This is a genomic window from Mesorhizobium shonense, from assembly GCF_040545255.1.
Lineage (GTDB): Bacteria > Pseudomonadota > Alphaproteobacteria > Rhizobiales > Rhizobiaceae > Mesorhizobium > Mesorhizobium shonense.
Window position 1 is genome coordinate 57241 of sequence record NZ_JBEPLM010000016.1, and the last position, 16191, is coordinate 73431.

Below are 16191 nucleotides of genomic sequence, written 5' to 3' on the forward strand. Positions count from 1 at the left end.
CATGGTGAACACCGCGACGACATTTTATCGGCTGCCGGCCTTGTCCGGCGCCGCGCACCCGCTTTTAAGTGAAAAACATCCGATGGCAACCGAACGATACAATCCGCGCACCTCAGAGCCCAAATGGCAGAAGGCCTGGGCCGAAAAGAAGCTGTTCGAAGCCCGGAACGACGACCCGAAGCCGAAATACTACGTGCTCGAGATGTTTCCCTATCCGTCGGGCAAGATCCATATCGGCCACACCCGCAACTACACGATGGGCGACGTCGTGGCTCGCTACAAGCGCGCCAGGGGTTTCAACGTGCTGCATCCGATGGGCTGGGACGCCTTCGGCATGCCGGCCGAGAACGCGGCAATGCAGAACAAGGTCCACCCCAAGGACTGGACTTATGAGAACATCGCCGTCATGCGCGAGCAGCTCAAGATGATGGGCCTGTCGCTCGATTGGGCGCGCGAGTTCGCCACCTGCGACGTCGACTATTACCACCGCCAGCAGATGCTGTTCCTCGACTTCGTCGAGAAGGGCCTGGTGACGCGCAAATCCTCCAAGGTCAACTGGGACCCGGAGGACATGACGGTGCTTGCCAACGAGCAGGTCATCGACGGCCGCGGCTGGCGTTCGGGCGCGCTGGTCGAGCAGCGCGAGCTGACGCAGTGGTTTTTCAAGATCACCGACTTCGCGCAGGACCTGCTGGAGTCGCTCGAGCGCCTCGACGAATGGCCTGAAAAGGTCAAGCTGATGCAGCACAACTGGATCGGCCGCTCGGACGGCTTGCTCATCCGCTGGCCGCTGGCGGCTTCGGTCGGCGACATGCATGAGCTGGAAGTCTACACGACAAGGCCGGACACGATCTTCGGCGCCTCCTTCATGGCGGTCGCCGCCGATCATCCGCTGGCGAGGAAGGCCGCCGAAAGCAATCCCGCGCTGGCCAAGTTCATCGACGAGGTCCGCCACATGGGCACCTCGGTGGCGGCGCTCGAGACGGCCGAGAAGAAGGGTTTCGACACCGGCATCCGCGTCGTCCATCCGTTCGACGAGAACTGGACGCTGCCGATCTATGTCGCCAATTTCGTGCTGATGGAATACGGCACCGGCGCGATCTTCGGCTGCCCGTCGGGCGACCAGCGCGACCTCGACTTCGCCAACAAATACGGCCTGCCGGTGATCCCGGTGGTCATGCCGGAAGGCGAAAATCAAGGAAGCTTCCAGATCATCGAGGAAGCCTATGACGGCGACGGCGTGATGATCAATTCGCGCTTCCTCGACGGCATGAAGCCCGAGCGGGCGTTCGACGAGGTGGCGAAGCTGCTCGAGCAGAAGACGATCGGCGGCCGGCCGATGGCGGAGCGCAAGGTGAATTTCCGCCTGCGCGACTGGGGCATCTCGCGCCAGCGCTACTGGGGCTGCCCGATTCCGATGATCCATTGCGAGGCCTGCGGGGTGGTGCCGGTGCCGAAGGCCGACCTGCCGGTCCGGCTGCCCGACGACATCGAGTTCGACCGTCCGGGCAATCCGCTCGACCGCCATCCGACTTGGCGGCATGTGAGGTGCCCGCAATGCGGCCGCGACGCGCGGCGCGAGACCGACACGATGGACACCTTCGTCGACTCGTCCTGGTATTTCGCCCGCTTCACCGCGCCCTGGGCCAACGAGCCGACCGAGCCGAAGGCGGCCGACGAATGGCTGGCGGTCGACCAGTATATCGGCGGCATCGAGCATGCGATCCTGCATTTGCTCTATTCGCGCTTCTTCACCCGCGCCATGCGCGAGACCGGCCATCTCAATCTCGCCGAGCCGTTCAAGGGCCTGTTCACGCAAGGCATGGTGGTGCACGAGACCTACCGGGTCGGCGGCCCGTCGACCAACGGGCGCTGGCTGTCGCCGGGCGAGGTCAGGATCGAGGATGCGGGCGGCAAGCGCCGGGCCATAGAGATCGCCACCGGCGAAGAGGCGACGATCGGCGCGCTCGAGAAAATGTCGAAGTCGAAGAAGAACACGGTGAGCCCGGAAGAGATCACCGACGGCTACGGCGCCGACACCGCGCGCTGGTTCATGCTGTCGGACTCGCCGCCCGAACGCGACGTCGAATGGACGGACGAGGGTGCTGCCGGCGCGCATCGCTTCGTCCAGCGCGTCTGGCGCCTGGTGCAGATCGCGGCCGAGCAGCTTACCGGCGTCAACCCGGCTGCGGCGAAGGAAGGCGATGCCGGAGCCGTCTCCAAGGCCGCGCACAAGATCCTGAAGGCGATCGGCGAGGACATCGAGAAGCTCGGCTTCAACCGGGCGATCGCGCGCATCTACGAGCTTGCCAATGCGCTGACCGCGCCGCTCAACGATGTCGCCGAAGGCAAGGCGGACGCGGCGCTGAAGGGCGCCTGCCGCGAGGCCGTCGAGATCCTGGTGCATGTGATCGCGCCGGTGATGCCGCATCTGGCCGAGGAATGCTGGCAGGAGCTGGGCGGCACCGAGATGGTCGCGGAACGGCCGTGGCCGGTCTACGATCCGGCGCTCGTCGTCGACAACGAGATCGTGCTGCCGGTGCAGGTCAACGGCAAGAAGCGCGGGGATTTGACAATTGCCCGCGACGCGGATCAAGGTGCCGTCGAAAAAGCGGTGCTGGCCCTCGACTTCGTGCAAAAAGCGCTCGATGGTAAGGCTCCCCGCAAGGTGATCATCGTCCCGCAGAGGATCGTCAATGTCGTTGCCTGATCCGGAAAAGTCACAGGCGGCGCATTTGCTGCGCCGCGCGGCTGTCTTCGGGCTGGTCGCCTCGCTGGCGCTGGTCTCGGCCTGCACGGTGCGGCCGCTCTATTCCAGCCAGCCGCTGACAGCCGGCTCGCAGGTCGGCGCCGCCGCCGAGCTGGCATCGATCTCGATCAAGCCGGTCGGCACGCGCTACGGCCAGCAGGTGCGCAACAATCTGATCTTCGCTTTCGGCCAGGGCTCGGGCGAACCGGCCTCGCCGGCCTACACGCTCGACCTCGGCGTCAGCGAGCTGGTCGAATCGGCGGCCATCGTCCAGGTGCAGACCGAAGAGGACGAGCCGACGGCCGGCACCGTGACGCTTACCGCCAATTATGTGCTGCGGGATGCGACCGGCGCGGTGGTAGCGGTCGGCAAGCGGTCGATCCCATCGTCCTTCGACCGGCCGCGCCAGGAGTTCGCGGCCTACCGGGCGCAGATCGACGCCGAGAACCGCGCCGCCCGCGAGCTTGCCGATATGCTGCGCCTGGCGATCGCCCAGGATCTGGCCAAGCACGGCAAGAAGGCCTGAGGTGTGTTGAGATTCAGGTGAGGCCGGCCTGCGAAGGGCGGCTTCCTGCGCTTCCGGCCTTCGCCGACCGAAGCGCTCATGAATGGCGTGGCAGTTAAATTAAGGCTAGGGCCGGCGTGGGCCAGCCTTCGCCGACCGAAGCGCTCATAAGTGTGTCCGTCCTATGAAGGCTACGGCCGGTTCCCGGAAACCGTCCAGTTTAGTCGCTTCGCGCCCGTCTTCGACTCCGGCTCGGCCTGACCAGATTGTCGGATGCAGAAGCTCCAACCGATCCAGTCATGAATGGTGGTTGCTCTCCGGCGTTCAGGCATCATCTCGCAAGCGGAAGCGGCGAACCTTTATGGCTCTCATGTCATGGAACAGGTCGCTACCGTGTAGGAGCCGGAGTTGCGCGACTAGACCGTGATGGCGTTTCGTTGAATCGCCATCCCGATCTAACTCTTTGCTGGAGCATGATCTTTCTCCGAAAACCGGTTCCCACTTTTCGGGATCATGCTCTAGTTACCCCTTGACTTAGAGCGCACTCTAACCGGTAGCTTCCCGTGCGTCGTGACGAAAGAAGGGCGTTCATGAAGATTGGTGAACTGGCGAAGCGTTCGGGATTATCGACCCACACCATCCGTTACTATGAGCGGATCGGGCTGCTTCCCTATGCCGACAGGGACCAATCGGGCCAACGTGACTACGACGCATCAATCCTCAGCTGGATAGAATTTCTCGACCGTCTCAAAGCGACCGGGATGCCTATCCGGGAAATGCTGCGCTACGAGGCCTTGCGGGAACGTGGCGTCGGCACGGAAGCGGAGCGCGGCGCGTTGCTTGAACGGCACCGCGAGCGTGTCCGAGCGCATGTGGCCGAATTGCAAGCCTGCCTTCTCGTCCTCGACACCAAGATTGCCGGATATGCAGGCAAAGAACAGAGGATGAAAGAATATGACGCAACAATCCCCGAACGCCGGCGAAAGCCGGCTGGAACGCGGCAAGCGGGCGCTCGCTGAAATCGACGGCGAAGCCGGCCACAATGTCATTGCCGCTCTGGCGGACATTGCCCCCGACTTCGCAAACTACGTGTTCGAGTTCTCGTTTGGCGACATTTACAGCCGCCCCGGCCTCGATCTGCGCGCTCGAGAAATCGCCACCGTCGCGGCGCTGACCGCGATGGGGACAGCGACTCCGCAATTGAAGGTTCACATCGAGGCAGGCCTGAATGTCGGGCTGACCAAGGACGAAATCGTCGAGATCATCATGCAGATGGCGGTCTATGCGGGCTTTCCTGCCGCGCTCAACGGCCTGTTCGCAGCCAAGGAAGTATTCGCCCGATTTCCCGTCCAGAAGGGGGAAGCGACCGTGTAGGAGCCCGGTTCACGGCGAGGGACCACGAGATGGCGCAGGTGGCTTAGGAGCCTTCCGATCCCGGGTTTCGTGCGTCACGCGGCCAAAGGCCATTACCTTCGCGCGCCGCTTGTATCTAAAAAAGGCCGGTTGCCCGGCCTCTTTTTGTCTGATCTCCAGCCTCAGCCGATCTTCTGGCCGGTCTTGGCCCAGTCGGCGAGGAAGGCGGCAAGGCCCTTGTCGGTCAGCGGATGGTTGACCAGCGCCCTCAGCGTTGCCGGCGGCGCGGTCACGATATCGGCGCCGATCAACGCGGCCTGCTTGACGTGGTTCACCGTGCGTACCGAAGCGGTCAGGATCTCGGTCTTGAAGTCGTAATTGTCGTAGATGGTGCGGATTTCCGAGATCACTTCCATGCCGTCAGAGCCGGTGTCGTCGATGCGGCCGACGAAGGGCGAGATGAAGGAGGCGCCGGCCTTGGCGGCGAGCAGCGCCTGGTTGGCCGAGAAGCAGAGCGTCACGTTGACCATGCGGTTCATCTGGGTGCGGATCGTCTTGCAGGCCTTCAGCCCATCCAGCGTCAGCGGTACCTTGATGGCGACATTGGGCGCGATCCTGGCCAGCACCTCGGCTTCGGCCATCATGTCCTTGAACTCGGTCGCGACAACCTCGGCCGAGACCGGGCCTTCGACGATGTCGCAGATCTGCTTCGTGACCTCGGAGATCTTGCCGCCCGATTTCAGGATCAGCGAGGGGTTGGTGGTGACGCCATCGAGCAGCCCCAAATCGTTCAGTTCCTTGATCTCTTTGATGTCGGCAGTATCGACAAAAAACTTCATGGCAGTCTCCTTGGGGATTTCCGGGTGCCGGTCAGGCACGTTCGAGGGTCACTCTTTGATCTAGAGCAAAGTCGGGGCAAGGTCACGCCTGATGATCGAAGATTCGCCCTTTGTCGCGGCCGCACCGGTGCTGGTGCCGATGCCGGCCGAACGGCCCTACACCTACGCCGTGCCGCCGGGCATGCGCGTGGTGCCGGGCTCGATCGTGCGCGTGCCGCTAGGCCCCCGGCAGGTCGCCGGCATCGTGTGGGACGGCGTCGTCGAATCCGTCGATCCGAAGAAGCTGCGGCCGATCGAGGAGGTCTTCGACTGTCCGCCGATCGACAAGGCGATGCGCCGCTTCGTCGACTGGATCGCGCAATACACGCTGTCGGCCCCCGGCATGGTGGCGCGCATGCTGCTCCGAGCCCCGGAAGCGTTCGACCCCGAGCCGTGGATCGAAGGGCTGCAGCGCACCCTTGCCGAGCCGGACCGGTTGACCGACGCGCGGCGCCGCGTGCTGGAAACGGCCGAGGGTGGGCTTGCCTGGACGCGCTCGGGGCTCGCCCATGCGGCGGGCGTGTCCTCGACCGTCATCGACGGACTGAGAGCACAGGGCGTGTTCGAGACGGTGATGATCCCGCCAAGGCCCGTGGTGGCGGCGCCCGATCCCGGCCATGCCGTGCCGGAATTGATGCCGGACCAGAAGGCGGCGGCCGAGAAGCTGCGCGGAGCTGTCGCTGCCGACGCCTTCAACGTCACCCTGCTCGACGGTGTTACCGGATCGGGCAAGACCGAGGTCTATTTCGAGGCGGTGGCGGCGGCGCTCGACAAAGGCAAGCAGGTGCTGATCCTGCTGCCGGAAATCGCGCTCACCCATGCCTTCCTCGAACGCTTCCAGGACAGGTTCGGCGCTAAGCCGGCGGAGTGGCATTCCGACTTGCCGCCGAGGATGCGCGAACGTGTCTGGCGGCAGATCGCGGAAGGCGGCGTGCGCGTCGTCGCCGGCGCGCGCTCGGCGCTGTTCCTGCCGTTCAAGGACCTCGGCCTGATCGTCGTCGACGAGGAGCATGATCCTGCCTACAAGCAGGAGGACCGCGTCTTCTACAATGCCCGCGACATGGCGGTGGTGCGCGGCCACATCGGCGCCTTTCCGGTCGTGCTCGCCTCGGCGACGCCCTCGGTCGAGAGCCGGGTCAATGCAAGCCAGGGCCGCTACGCCAGAGCGGTCCTGTCGTCGCGCTTCGCCGAGGCGGCGCTTCCGGACTTGAAGTCGATCGACATGCGGCGCGCCCCGCCGGCGCGCGGCGGCTTCCTGTCGCCTCTCCTTCTGGAGCAGATGCAGCGCACGCTGGAGAGACAAGAGCAGTCGCTGCTCTTCCTCAACCGGCGCGGCTATGCGCCGCTGACGCTCTGCCGCGTGTGCGGCCATCGCTTCGGCTGCCCGGTCTGCTCGGCCTGGCTGGTCGAGCATCGCTTTCGCGGCCAGCTCGTGTGCCATCATTGCGGCCACAACGAGCGACGGCCGGAAGCCTGCCCGGAATGCGGCACGCTCGATCATCTGGTGGCCTGCGGGCCGGGCGTCGAGCGCATTGCCGAGGAGGTGGTGGCGCATTTCCCGGACGCGCGTACCATCGTGCTGTCGTCCGACCTTCTGGGCGGCGTGCGCCGGCTGCGGCTCGAGCTCGAGGCCGTCGCCAATGGCGAGGCCGACATCGTCATCGGCACACAGCTCGTCGCCAAGGGCCACAATTTTCCCGGCATGACGCTGGTCGGCGTGGTCGACGCCGATCTCGGTCTCGCCAATGGCGACCCGCGTGCGGCCGAGCGCACCTTCCAGCTGCTCAGCCAGGTGACGGGGCGCGCCGGCCGCACCGGCAAGAAGAGCCTCGGCCTGTTGCAGACCTACCAGCCGGACCATCCGGTGATGCGGGCGATCGTCTCCGGCGATTCGGAAGCTTTTTATGAGCGCGAGATTACGGAGCGCGAGCGGGCGGCACTCCCTCCCTTTGGCCGGCTCGCCGGCATTATCGTAAGCGCGGCGACACGAGGCGAGGCCGAGGGTCATGCGCGGGGCCTGCGGCGTGCCGCGCCCAATGCGTCCGATCTCTTCGTGCTCGGGCCGGCGGAGGCGCCGCTGTCGCTGATCGGCGGCCGCCACCGTTTCCGCCTGCTGGTGCAGGGCGAGCGGCGCGCCGACATGCAGGGCTTCATCCGTGCCATGCTGGCCGACGGACCGAAGCTGAGGGGCTCGGTGCGCGTGCAGGTCGACATCGACCCGCAAAGTTTTCTGTGAGACCAATCCTGCAGCGGAGTGTCTGTCATGAAAACCCTTGGCCTGCTCGGCGGCATGAGCTGGGAATCGACGGCGATCTATTATCGTCTCCTCAACGAGATCGTGCGCGAGCGACTGGGCGGCCTGCGTTCGGCAAAGCTGTTGCTCTGGTCATTTGATTTCGCCGAGATCGCCGAACGCCAGCACGCGGGCGACTGGGAAGGCGCCGGCGCTCTTCTCGTCGAAGCGGCGCGCGGATTGGAGGCTGCCGGCGCGCAAGGCTTGGTGATCTGCACCAACACCATGCACAAGCTGGCCAACGAGGTGCAGGCGGCGGTATCGATCCCGCTCATCCACATTGCCGACGCCACGGCGCGCGCCGTCGCCGATGCAGGCGTGAAGCGCCCGGCGCTGCTCGCGACGCGCTTCACCATGGAGCAGGATTTCTACAAGGGGCGACTCGCCGACAAATTCGGTTTGCAGCCGGTGGTGCCAGACCTGGCGGGCCGCGACATGGTGCACCGGATTATCTATGACGAGCTCTGCCAGGGCGTCGTCGGCGAATCATCGAAAGCGGCCTATATCGAAGAGGTCGGCCGCATGCGGCGCGATGAACAAATCGACGGCGTCATCATGGGCTGCACCGAGATCACCATGCTGATCGGGCAGGGCGATTTCGACATCCCGGTGTTCGACACCACGCGCATCCATGCCGAGGCGGCGGTCGACTTCGCGTTGTCCTGATCGGGCGCTCTTCCGACGCGTCTTTTCCTGCGCCTTTTCTAATGTGCCGGCCGCCATCTGGCGCGCGGCTTTTCCTCAGCTAGAATGCGCCAATTCAAATAAGCATTTACGAGGGGAAGATGGGATACGCATTTCCTTGGCCGACGAGTCAGGGCGAATGGCTGGCATGGTCGAGCGCTGTCGTCACGCTGCTCATGGGCTTGCTGCTGTTCCTGGCGCCGGGGCTCGCCTTCCGCATCCTGCGCCTGCAGGTGAAGCCCGAGAAAGCCGCGGCGATCGCCGAGGGGCGCGGCCGCATGGCTGGGTTCTATCTCGGCGTCAGCCTCTGTTGCCTTTTGCTTGGACCTCAGCTCTTTCTCTACATGGCGCTTGGCTTCTCCTGGCTGTTCACCGCTTTCGGCCGGCTTTTGTCGATGATGTCGGACGGCGCCAACACCCCTTTCAACTGGGCCTCCATCGTGGTTGAATTGGCGCTGGCGGCGCTGCCGCTGGCCTTCGCCTTCGGCTTCGTGCTGTGAATTCGCGACTAAAGCGCGTCGCGCTGAAATGGATTCAAGCGACGCGCTTTAGGTCCTTGTTTCGATGCATGTCGTTTTCCCAAAACCGCTGCACACTTTTGGGCGACATGCATTAATCCGGCGCTTGAGCTTGGCCTTCGCCGCCTGATGCGACAAAAGTGCCTGAAAACCATGCCGGACGATGCATTGCGGTCTTAAAAGGCCTGTGCTAGACGGCAATCGACTTTCGGCCGGGGATAGCGGAAGCCATCCCTCCGTGCTTGGAAAAATCGCAGTAAGGTCAAAGATTTAGCCAGAGTTTTTGCTCGCGCCAACAATCTGCGGCCTGTCAGACAAGAGAAAAGACGGTCCGTGGCCCAATCGTCATCGCCAATCTCAGCTGTCGCAGAACGCTATGCAGGCTCGCTGTTCGAACTCGCGCTGCAGGAAAATTCGGTCGCCAAGGTCGAGGCCGACCTCACTGATTTCGAGGCGATGCTCAACGGCAGCGCCGACCTTGCCCGGCTGATCAACAGCCCGGTGTTCTCCAGCGAGGACCAGGCCAAGGCCATCGGCGCGATCATAAGCAAGGCCAAGATAACCGGCCTCGTCGGCAACTTCCTGCGCGTCGTCGCCAAGAACCGTCGGCTGTTCGCCGTGCCCGGCATGATCAAGGCGTTCCGCCAGATCGCCGCCGACCATCGCGGCGAGGCTTCCGCCGAGGTCACCTCGGCGCATGCGCTGACGGCCGCGCAGCAGACCGAGCTCAAGGCGACGCTGAAGAGCCTCGCCGGCAAGGACGTGGCCATCGCCATGACCGTCGACCCGTCGCTGCTCGGCGGCCTGATCGTCAAGATGGGCTCGCGCCAGATCGATACGTCGCTCAAAACCAAACTCAATTCGCTCAAGCTTGCACTGAAAGAGGTCGGCTGATGGACATCCGCGCCGCGGAAATTTCCGCAATTCTGAAAGACCAGATCAAGAATTTCGGCAAGGAGGCCGAGGTCTCCGAAGTCGGCCAGGTTCTGTCCGTCGGTGACGGCATCGCCCGCGTCTACGGCCTCGACAATGTCCAGGCCGGCGAGATGGTCGAATTCCCGGGCGGCATCCGCGGCATGGCGCTGAATCTCGAAGCCGACAATGTCGGCGTCGTCATCTTCGGCAACGACCGCGACATCAAGGAAGGCGACACCGTCAAGCGCACCGGCGCCATCGTCGACGTTCCGGTCGGCCCCGGCCTGCTCGGCCGCGTCGTCGACGCGCTCGGCAACCCGATCGACGGCAAGGGCCCGATCAAGGCGACCGAACGCAAGCGCGTCGACGTCAAGGCGCCCGGCATCATTCCGCGCAAGTCGGTGCATGAGCCGATGTCGACAGGCCTCAAGGCCATCGATGCGCTGATCCCGGTCGGCCGCGGCCAGCGCGAGCTGGTCATCGGCGACCGCCAGACCGGCAAGACCGCCATCATCCTCGACACGATGCTGAACCAGAAGTCGGTGCACGACAACGGCCCGGAGAAGGAGAAGCTCTACTGCGTCTACGTCGCCGTCGGCCAGAAGCGCTCGACCGTCGCGCAGTTCGTGAAGGTGCTGGAGGAGCGCGGCGCGCTCGACTACTCCATCATCATCGCCGCCACCGCGTCCGACCCGGCGCCGATGCAGTTCCTGGCGCCATTCGCCGGCTGCACGATGGGCGAGTATTTCCGCGACAACGGCATGCATGCCTTGATCAGCTATGACGACCTGTCGAAGCAGGCCGTCGCCTATCGCCAGATGTCGCTCTTGCTGCGCCGCCCGCCGGGCCGCGAAGCCTATCCGGGCGACGTCTTCTATCTGCATTCGCGCCTTCTCGAGCGCGCCGCCAAGCTCAACGACGACAACGGCAACGGTTCGCTGACCGCGCTGCCGATCATCGAGACGCAGGCCAACGACGTGTCGGCCTATATCCCGACCAACGTGATCTCGATCACCGACGGCCAGATCTTCCTCGAGACCAACCTGTTCTTCCAGGGCATCCGCCCGGCGGTGAACGTCGGCCTGTCGGTGTCGCGCGTCGGCTCCTCGGCGCAGGTCAAGGCGATGAAGCAGGTCGCCGGCTCGATCAAGGGCGAGCTCGCGCAGTACCGCGAAATGGCGGCCTTTGCGCAGTTCGGCTCCGACCTCGACGCCGCCACGCAGCGCCTCTTGAACCGCGGTTCGCGCCTGACGGAGCTGTTGAAGCAGCCGCAGTTCTCGCCGCTCAAGACCGAAGAGCAGGTCGCGGTGATCTTCGCCGGCGTCAACGGCTATCTCGACAAGCTGGCGCTCAACCAGGTGGGCAAGTTCGAGCATGGCCTGCTCAGCCACATGCGCTCGGCCGGCAAGGACGTGCTCGACGGGATCAGTAAGGAGAAGGCGCTGTCGGACGACCTGCGCGCGAAGCTCAAGGCCGAGATCGACGCCTTCGCCAAGACCTTCGCGTGAAGAAGCAGCCGGACGCACGGGATCGGGTTTGAGGCATGGCTTCGTTAAAAGACCTTCGTAATCGTATCGCCTCGGTCAAGGCGACGCAGAAGATCACCAAGGCGATGCAGATGGTCGCCGCGGCGAAGCTGCGTCGCGCGCAGGAAGCGGCGGAAGCCGCTCGTCCCTATTCCGAGCGGATGGGCGCGGTGCTGGCCAACATCACCCAGGCGATCGGCGGCGGCGGCGACGCCCCCGCGCTGATGAGGGGCACCGGCAGGGACGATGTGCAACTGCTCATCGTCTGCACCGCCGAGCGCGGCCTTTGCGGCGGCTTCAACTCGCAGATCGCGCGCCTTGCCCGCGATCATATCCGCCGGCTCCTCGCCGACGGCAAGCAGGTCAAGATCATCTGCGTCGGCAAGAAGGGTTTCGACATCCTGCGCCGCGAATACGGCTCGCTGATCCTCGAACGGGTCGATCTGCGCGAGGTCAAGACGCTCGGCTTCGGCAATGCCGACGCGATCGCCCGCAAGGTCATCAATCTGTTCAACCAGAACGGCTTCGACGTCTGCACGCTGTTCTATTCGCAGTTCAAGTCGGTGATCAGCCAGATCCCGACGGCGCAGCAGATCATCCCGGCGGCCCAGGCTTCGCCTGACGCAGAGTCCGCCGCCGGCGCGGCTGTCTACGAATACGAGCCGGAGCCGGGCGAAATCCTCTCCGACCTCATCCCGCGCAACATCGCGGTGCAGATCTTCCGCGCGCTGCTCGAAAACGCGGCCGGCGAGATGGGCGCCAAGATGAGCGCGATGGACAATGCGACGCGCAATGCCGGCGACATGATCAACAGGCTGTCGATCACCTACAACCGCCAGCGGCAGGCGCAGATCACCAAGGAACTGATCGAAATCATTTCGGGCGCCGAGGCGCTCTAGGCGCGCCCTGCCGGCGAGGTCCATCGACCTCGCTGCGGACGGCGTGAACAACGGATAGACGAAAAAGGGCAAAGACGATGGCGAAAGCAGCTACCCCGAAGACCGCCGCCAAGGCGGCACCGGCCCCCAAGGCGGCAAAGGCTCCGGCAGCAGCCGCGAAGGCCGCTCCGGCCAAGAAGGCGGCCGCTCCGGCCAAGGCAGCGGCCCCCGCCAAGGCGGCGAGCGTTGCGGCGAAAAGGGTCGGCGCTGCCGGCAAGGTCCGCCAGGTCATCGGCGCCGTCGTCGACGTGCAGTTCGAAGACCATCTGCCGGCCATTCTGAACGCGCTGGAAACCAACAATGTCGGCAACCGCCTGGTGCTCGAGGTCGCTCAGCATCTCGGCGAGAACACCGTGCGCTGCATCGCCATGGACTCGACCGAAGGCCTGGTCCGCGGCCAGGACGTCTTCGACACCGGCGGGCCGATCTCGGTTCCGGTCGGCCCGGGCATGCTCGGCCGCATCATCAACGTCATCGGCGAGCCGGTCGACGAAGCCGGCCCGGTCGACGCCGTCGAACTGCGCGCCATCCACCAGCCGGCTCCGGCCTATGTCGACCAGTCGACGGAAGCGCAGATCCTGGTCACCGGCATCAAGGTTCTCGACCTGCTCGCCCCTTACGCCCGCGGCGGCAAGATCGGCCTATTCGGCGGCGCCGGCGTCGGCAAGACCGTGCTGATCCAGGAGCTGATCAACAACGTCGCCAAGGCCCACGGCGGCTTCTCGGTGTTCGCCGGCGTCGGCGAGCGTACCCGCGAAGGCAACGACCTCTATCACGAGTTCATCGAATCGGGCGTCAACAAGAAGGGCGGCGGCCAGGGCTCGAAGGCAGCGCTGGTCTACGGCCAGATGAACGAGCCGCCGGGCGCGCGCGCCCGCGTCGGCCTCACCGGTCTGACGGTCGCCGAGTATTTCCGCGACCAGGGCCAGGACGTGCTGTTCTTCGTCGACAACATCTTCCGCTTCACGCAGGCGGGCTCGGAAGTGTCGGCGCTGCTCGGCCGCATTCCCTCGGCCGTGGGTTACCAGCCGACGCTGGCCACCGACATGGGCGCCCTGCAGGAGCGCATCACGACGACGACCAAGGGCTCGATCACCTCGGTGCAGGCCATCTACGTGCCGGCCGACGACTTGACCGACCCGGCGCCGGCGACCTCGTTCGCCCACCTCGACGCCACGACCGTGCTCAACCGCGCCATCTCGGAAAAGGGCATCTACCCGGCCGTCGATCCGCTGGACTCGACTTCCCGCATGCTCGACCCGATGGTCGTCGGCGAGGAACACTACCAGGTCGCGCGCCAGGTGCAGTCGATCCTGCAGCGCTACAAGTCGCTGCAGGACATCATCGCCATCCTGGGCATGGACGAGCTGTCGGAAGAGGACAAGCAGACGGTGGCCCGCGCCCGCAAGATCGAGCGCTTCCTGTCGCAGCCGTTCTTCGTCGCCGAAGTGTTCACCGGCTCGCCGGGCAAGCTGGTCGACCTCGCCGACACCATCAAGGGCTTCAAGGGCCTCTGCGCCGGCGACTACGACCACCTGCCGGAAGCCGCCTTCTACATGGTCGGCGGCATCGAGGAAGCGGTCGAGAAGGCGCAGCGCCTGGCGGCTGAAGCGGCGTAAAGAAGCGAATAGCGAATAGGGAGTAGCGAATAGGGATCAGTGGGCCGGCCGAGTTTCTTCTCTACTCGCTACTCGCTATTCCCTACTCGCTAGATTGGCATGGCTGAAGCTTTCAAGTTCGAACTGGTCTCGCCGGAGCGACTGCTCGTTTCCGAGCAGGTCGAGTTCGTCGTCATCCCGGGCGCCGAAGGTGAGATGACCGTCCTGGCGCAGCACGCGCCGGTCATGACCACGATCAAGCCGGGCGTCGTCACCGTGAAGGCCGCGTCCGGCAAGGAAGACCGCTATGTCGTGTTCGGCGGCTTCGCCGACATCCTGCCCTCCGGCTGCACGCTGCTCGCCGAATCGGCGACGCATGTGAACGACATCGACCGCGCCGACATTACCCGCCGCATCCAGGAGGCCAGGGAAGACGCCGCCGACGCCAAGGACGACGAGAGCCGCGCCAAGGCCGAGCAGTTCCTCAGCCAGCTCACCACGCTGGAAGGCGCGTTGCTGCCGGCCTGACGACGTCTCCTAACAATGGATTGAAAAGGCGGGGCTTGCCCCGCTTTTTTTGTTTGATGGACAGTCCGCCTGCTTGTCAGCAAGGTGGTCGATGTCCAGCGAAGATATGCCGTTCACCCGGCAGGCCGAATCAACGGTCGCCAATGCCGAGCGCGGCGAGTGCCAGTGCCGGACCATCCTGCTTGAAATGCACGAGGTGGGTGGCAACGAACTCTATCAATGTCTGACGCTCGGGATGGCCCTTGGCAAAGCCCGTGAGATCGAACACGGCCGTCGTCATCTCCGCCGTCGGTAGATGCCGAGCGAAAAGATCTTTGAGAGCGTAGTCGAGCGGGTCGGTGAAATGCCCTTCCGGCAAGGTCTTGCCGCGCTCGGCGCATGCGACGATCCATGCGGCGACAACCAGGGAAAGGTGCTCGGGAAGCAATTTCGCTTCCAACCTGGCAAGCGCTGAAGCGACGATGCGCTGCGGCAGCTTCTGGCTGCCGTCATTGGCGATCTGCGCCGTGCGGTGGGCCAGCGCCGTGTTGGAAAAGCGCGCGGCGAGCTCGGCCGTGTAGGCAGTCGTGTCGAGCCCGGCGTCGTCCGGCAAGGTCGGGATGGCTTCGGCCCACAACGCATCGACGAATTGACGGATCGCCGGATCGGCAAACGCGCGATCGACGGTGGCATGGCCGCTCAGCAGCCCAAGATAGGCTATGCCCGAATGGGCGCCGTTGAGCAGCCTGAGCTTCATATCCTCGAAGGGGCCGACGTCCTCGACCATGGTGACGCCGAATCTCTCCCAGGCCGGCCGTCCGGCTGGGAAACGATCCTCGATCACCCATTGGCGGAACGGCTCGGTCATCACCGGCCAGGCATCCTCGAGGCCGAGTTCGCCGGCGATGCGGGCGCGGTCGGCGTCGGTGGTCGCCGGCACGATGCGGTCGACCATGCTCGACGGAAAGGCCACTTCGTCGGCGACATAGCCGGCTAACGGCCGATGGCCGGCGCTGGCACGGGCGTCGCGCAGCTTCGCAAACTCGACCAGCAGCCGGTGCAGCGTGGCGCCGTTGGCCGGAAGATTGTCACAGCAGAGCACGGTGAAGGGGGGCGTGCCGGCGGCGCGGCGGCGCGCGAGCGCCTCGGCCAAGAAACCATGCGCCGTCTTTGGCGATCCGGGATTCGCCAGATCATGGACGATGTCGGGATGGGCTTCGTCCAGAGCGCCATCGGCGGCTCGAAGATATGCCTTTTCGGTGATGGTCAGCGTGACGATGCGGATGCGCGGGTCGGTCAGCGCGGCAAGCACCGCGCCAGGGTCCTCCGGCGCCACCAGCAGCGACAGGATCGAGCCGACGACCTGCAGCTTTTCGCCGGCACTGTCCCGCACCGCCAGCGTGTAGAGCCCGTCCTGCGGCGACAGCGCATCGCGCGTGTCGGGGCTGCGTAGCGAGACGCCGACGATGCCCCAATCCGCCTCGCCATCCGCCAGGCAGGCGTCGACATAAGCCGCCTGGTGAGCGCGGTGGAAAGCGCCGACGCCGAGATGGACGATACCGGGTGTCACGGCGCCGCGATCGTAGCGCGGTATGGCAATTGCGCCGGGCAGTTCGGCGATCGTGGCGTTGGAAAGACGGCTGTTCATTGGTGCTTGAGGTCTCCGGTCGGCGCGTCGAGCCGCTCGCACGGCAGCAATGGCGACGGCTGCGGCGTAGCACTCGCCG

At 64.9% G+C, this 16191-nt stretch carries 14 protein-coding genes; 12 read left to right on the forward strand and 2 right to left on the reverse strand.

Annotation, left to right across the window (positions count from 1 at the left end; all coding sequences use genetic code 11):
* Positions 1-82 precede the first annotated feature (82 nt).
* From leuS to ABID26_RS29745, 4 genes are all read left to right on the forward strand, one after another.
* A complete protein-coding gene (leuS, locus tag ABID26_RS29730) occupies positions 83-2710 on the forward strand; it encodes a leucine--tRNA ligase (RefSeq protein WP_292373958.1) in 2628 nt (875 codons plus the stop codon).
* A complete protein-coding gene (gene lptE, locus ABID26_RS29735) occupies positions 2697-3275 on the forward strand; it encodes an LPS assembly lipoprotein LptE (protein ID WP_292340480.1) in 579 nt (192 codons plus the stop codon). The genes leuS and lptE overlap by 14 nt, the downstream gene beginning before the upstream one ends.
* Before the next feature lie 569 nt (positions 3276-3844).
* Positions 3845-4273, forward strand: a complete 429-nt coding sequence (locus ABID26_RS29740) for a MerR family transcriptional regulator (protein WP_126097288.1) — start codon at positions 3845-3847, stop codon at positions 4271-4273.
* Entirely contained in the window at positions 4209-4628 is a 420-nt protein-coding gene (locus ABID26_RS29745; protein ID WP_126097289.1) for a carboxymuconolactone decarboxylase family protein, read from the forward strand. The genes ABID26_RS29740 and ABID26_RS29745 overlap by 65 nt, the downstream gene beginning before the upstream one ends.
* A gap of 161 nt (positions 4629-4789) precedes the next feature.
* Here the strand turns inward: ABID26_RS29745 and fsa are convergent, their stop codons facing one another.
* Positions 4790-5446, reverse strand: a complete 657-nt coding sequence (gene fsa, locus ABID26_RS29750; protein WP_126097290.1) for a fructose-6-phosphate aldolase — start codon at positions 5444-5446, stop codon at positions 4790-4792.
* A 91-nt stretch (positions 5447-5537) separates the two neighbouring features.
* Here fsa and ABID26_RS29755 point away from each other — a divergent pair, with 91 nt between their 5' ends.
* From ABID26_RS29755 to ABID26_RS29790, 8 genes are all read left to right on the forward strand, one after another.
* Complete coding sequence (locus ABID26_RS29755) at positions 5538-7721, forward strand: primosomal protein N' (RefSeq protein ID WP_126097291.1); 2184 nt, start codon at positions 5538-5540, stop codon at positions 7719-7721.
* Between the two features lie 27 nt (positions 7722-7748).
* Complete coding sequence (locus ABID26_RS29760) at positions 7749-8444, forward strand: aspartate/glutamate racemase family protein (protein WP_126097292.1); 696 nt, start codon at positions 7749-7751, stop codon at positions 8442-8444.
* Positions 8445-8563: 119 nt separating this feature from the next.
* The gene (locus ABID26_RS29765) at positions 8564-8962 is read left to right on the forward strand and encodes an AGROH133_08824 family phage infection protein (RefSeq protein WP_126097293.1); all 399 of its coding nucleotides are present in this window, start codon (positions 8564-8566) and stop codon (positions 8960-8962) included.
* A 351-nt stretch (positions 8963-9313) separates the two neighbouring features.
* Positions 9314-9874, forward strand: coding sequence for a F0F1 ATP synthase subunit delta (locus tag ABID26_RS29770; protein WP_126097294.1), 561 nt, complete (start codon positions 9314-9316; stop codon positions 9872-9874).
* Complete coding sequence (gene atpA, locus ABID26_RS29775) at positions 9874-11403, forward strand: F0F1 ATP synthase subunit alpha (RefSeq protein ID WP_126097295.1); 1530 nt, start codon at positions 9874-9876, stop codon at positions 11401-11403. Before ABID26_RS29770 ends, atpA begins: the two co-directional genes overlap by 1 nt.
* Before the next feature lie 35 nt (positions 11404-11438).
* Positions 11439-12320: a F0F1 ATP synthase subunit gamma gene (locus ABID26_RS29780; protein ID WP_126097296.1), complete on the forward strand. Its 882-nt coding sequence runs from the start codon at positions 11439-11441 to the stop codon at positions 12318-12320.
* A gap of 77 nt (positions 12321-12397) precedes the next feature.
* A complete protein-coding gene (gene atpD, locus ABID26_RS29785; protein WP_126097297.1) occupies positions 12398-13978 on the forward strand; it encodes a F0F1 ATP synthase subunit beta in 1581 nt (526 codons plus the stop codon).
* A 99-nt stretch (positions 13979-14077) separates the two neighbouring features.
* On the forward strand, positions 14078-14485 hold the full coding sequence (locus ABID26_RS29790; RefSeq protein WP_126097298.1) for a F0F1 ATP synthase subunit epsilon: 408 nt from the start codon (positions 14078-14080) through the stop codon (positions 14483-14485).
* Between the two features lie 130 nt (positions 14486-14615).
* On the opposite strand, the gene ABID26_RS29795 is transcribed toward ABID26_RS29790, so the two are convergent.
* Entirely contained in the window at positions 14616-16112 is a 1497-nt protein-coding gene (locus ABID26_RS29795) for a mannitol dehydrogenase family protein (protein ID WP_126097299.1), read from the reverse strand.
* Positions 16113-16191: the final 79 nt, after the last annotated feature.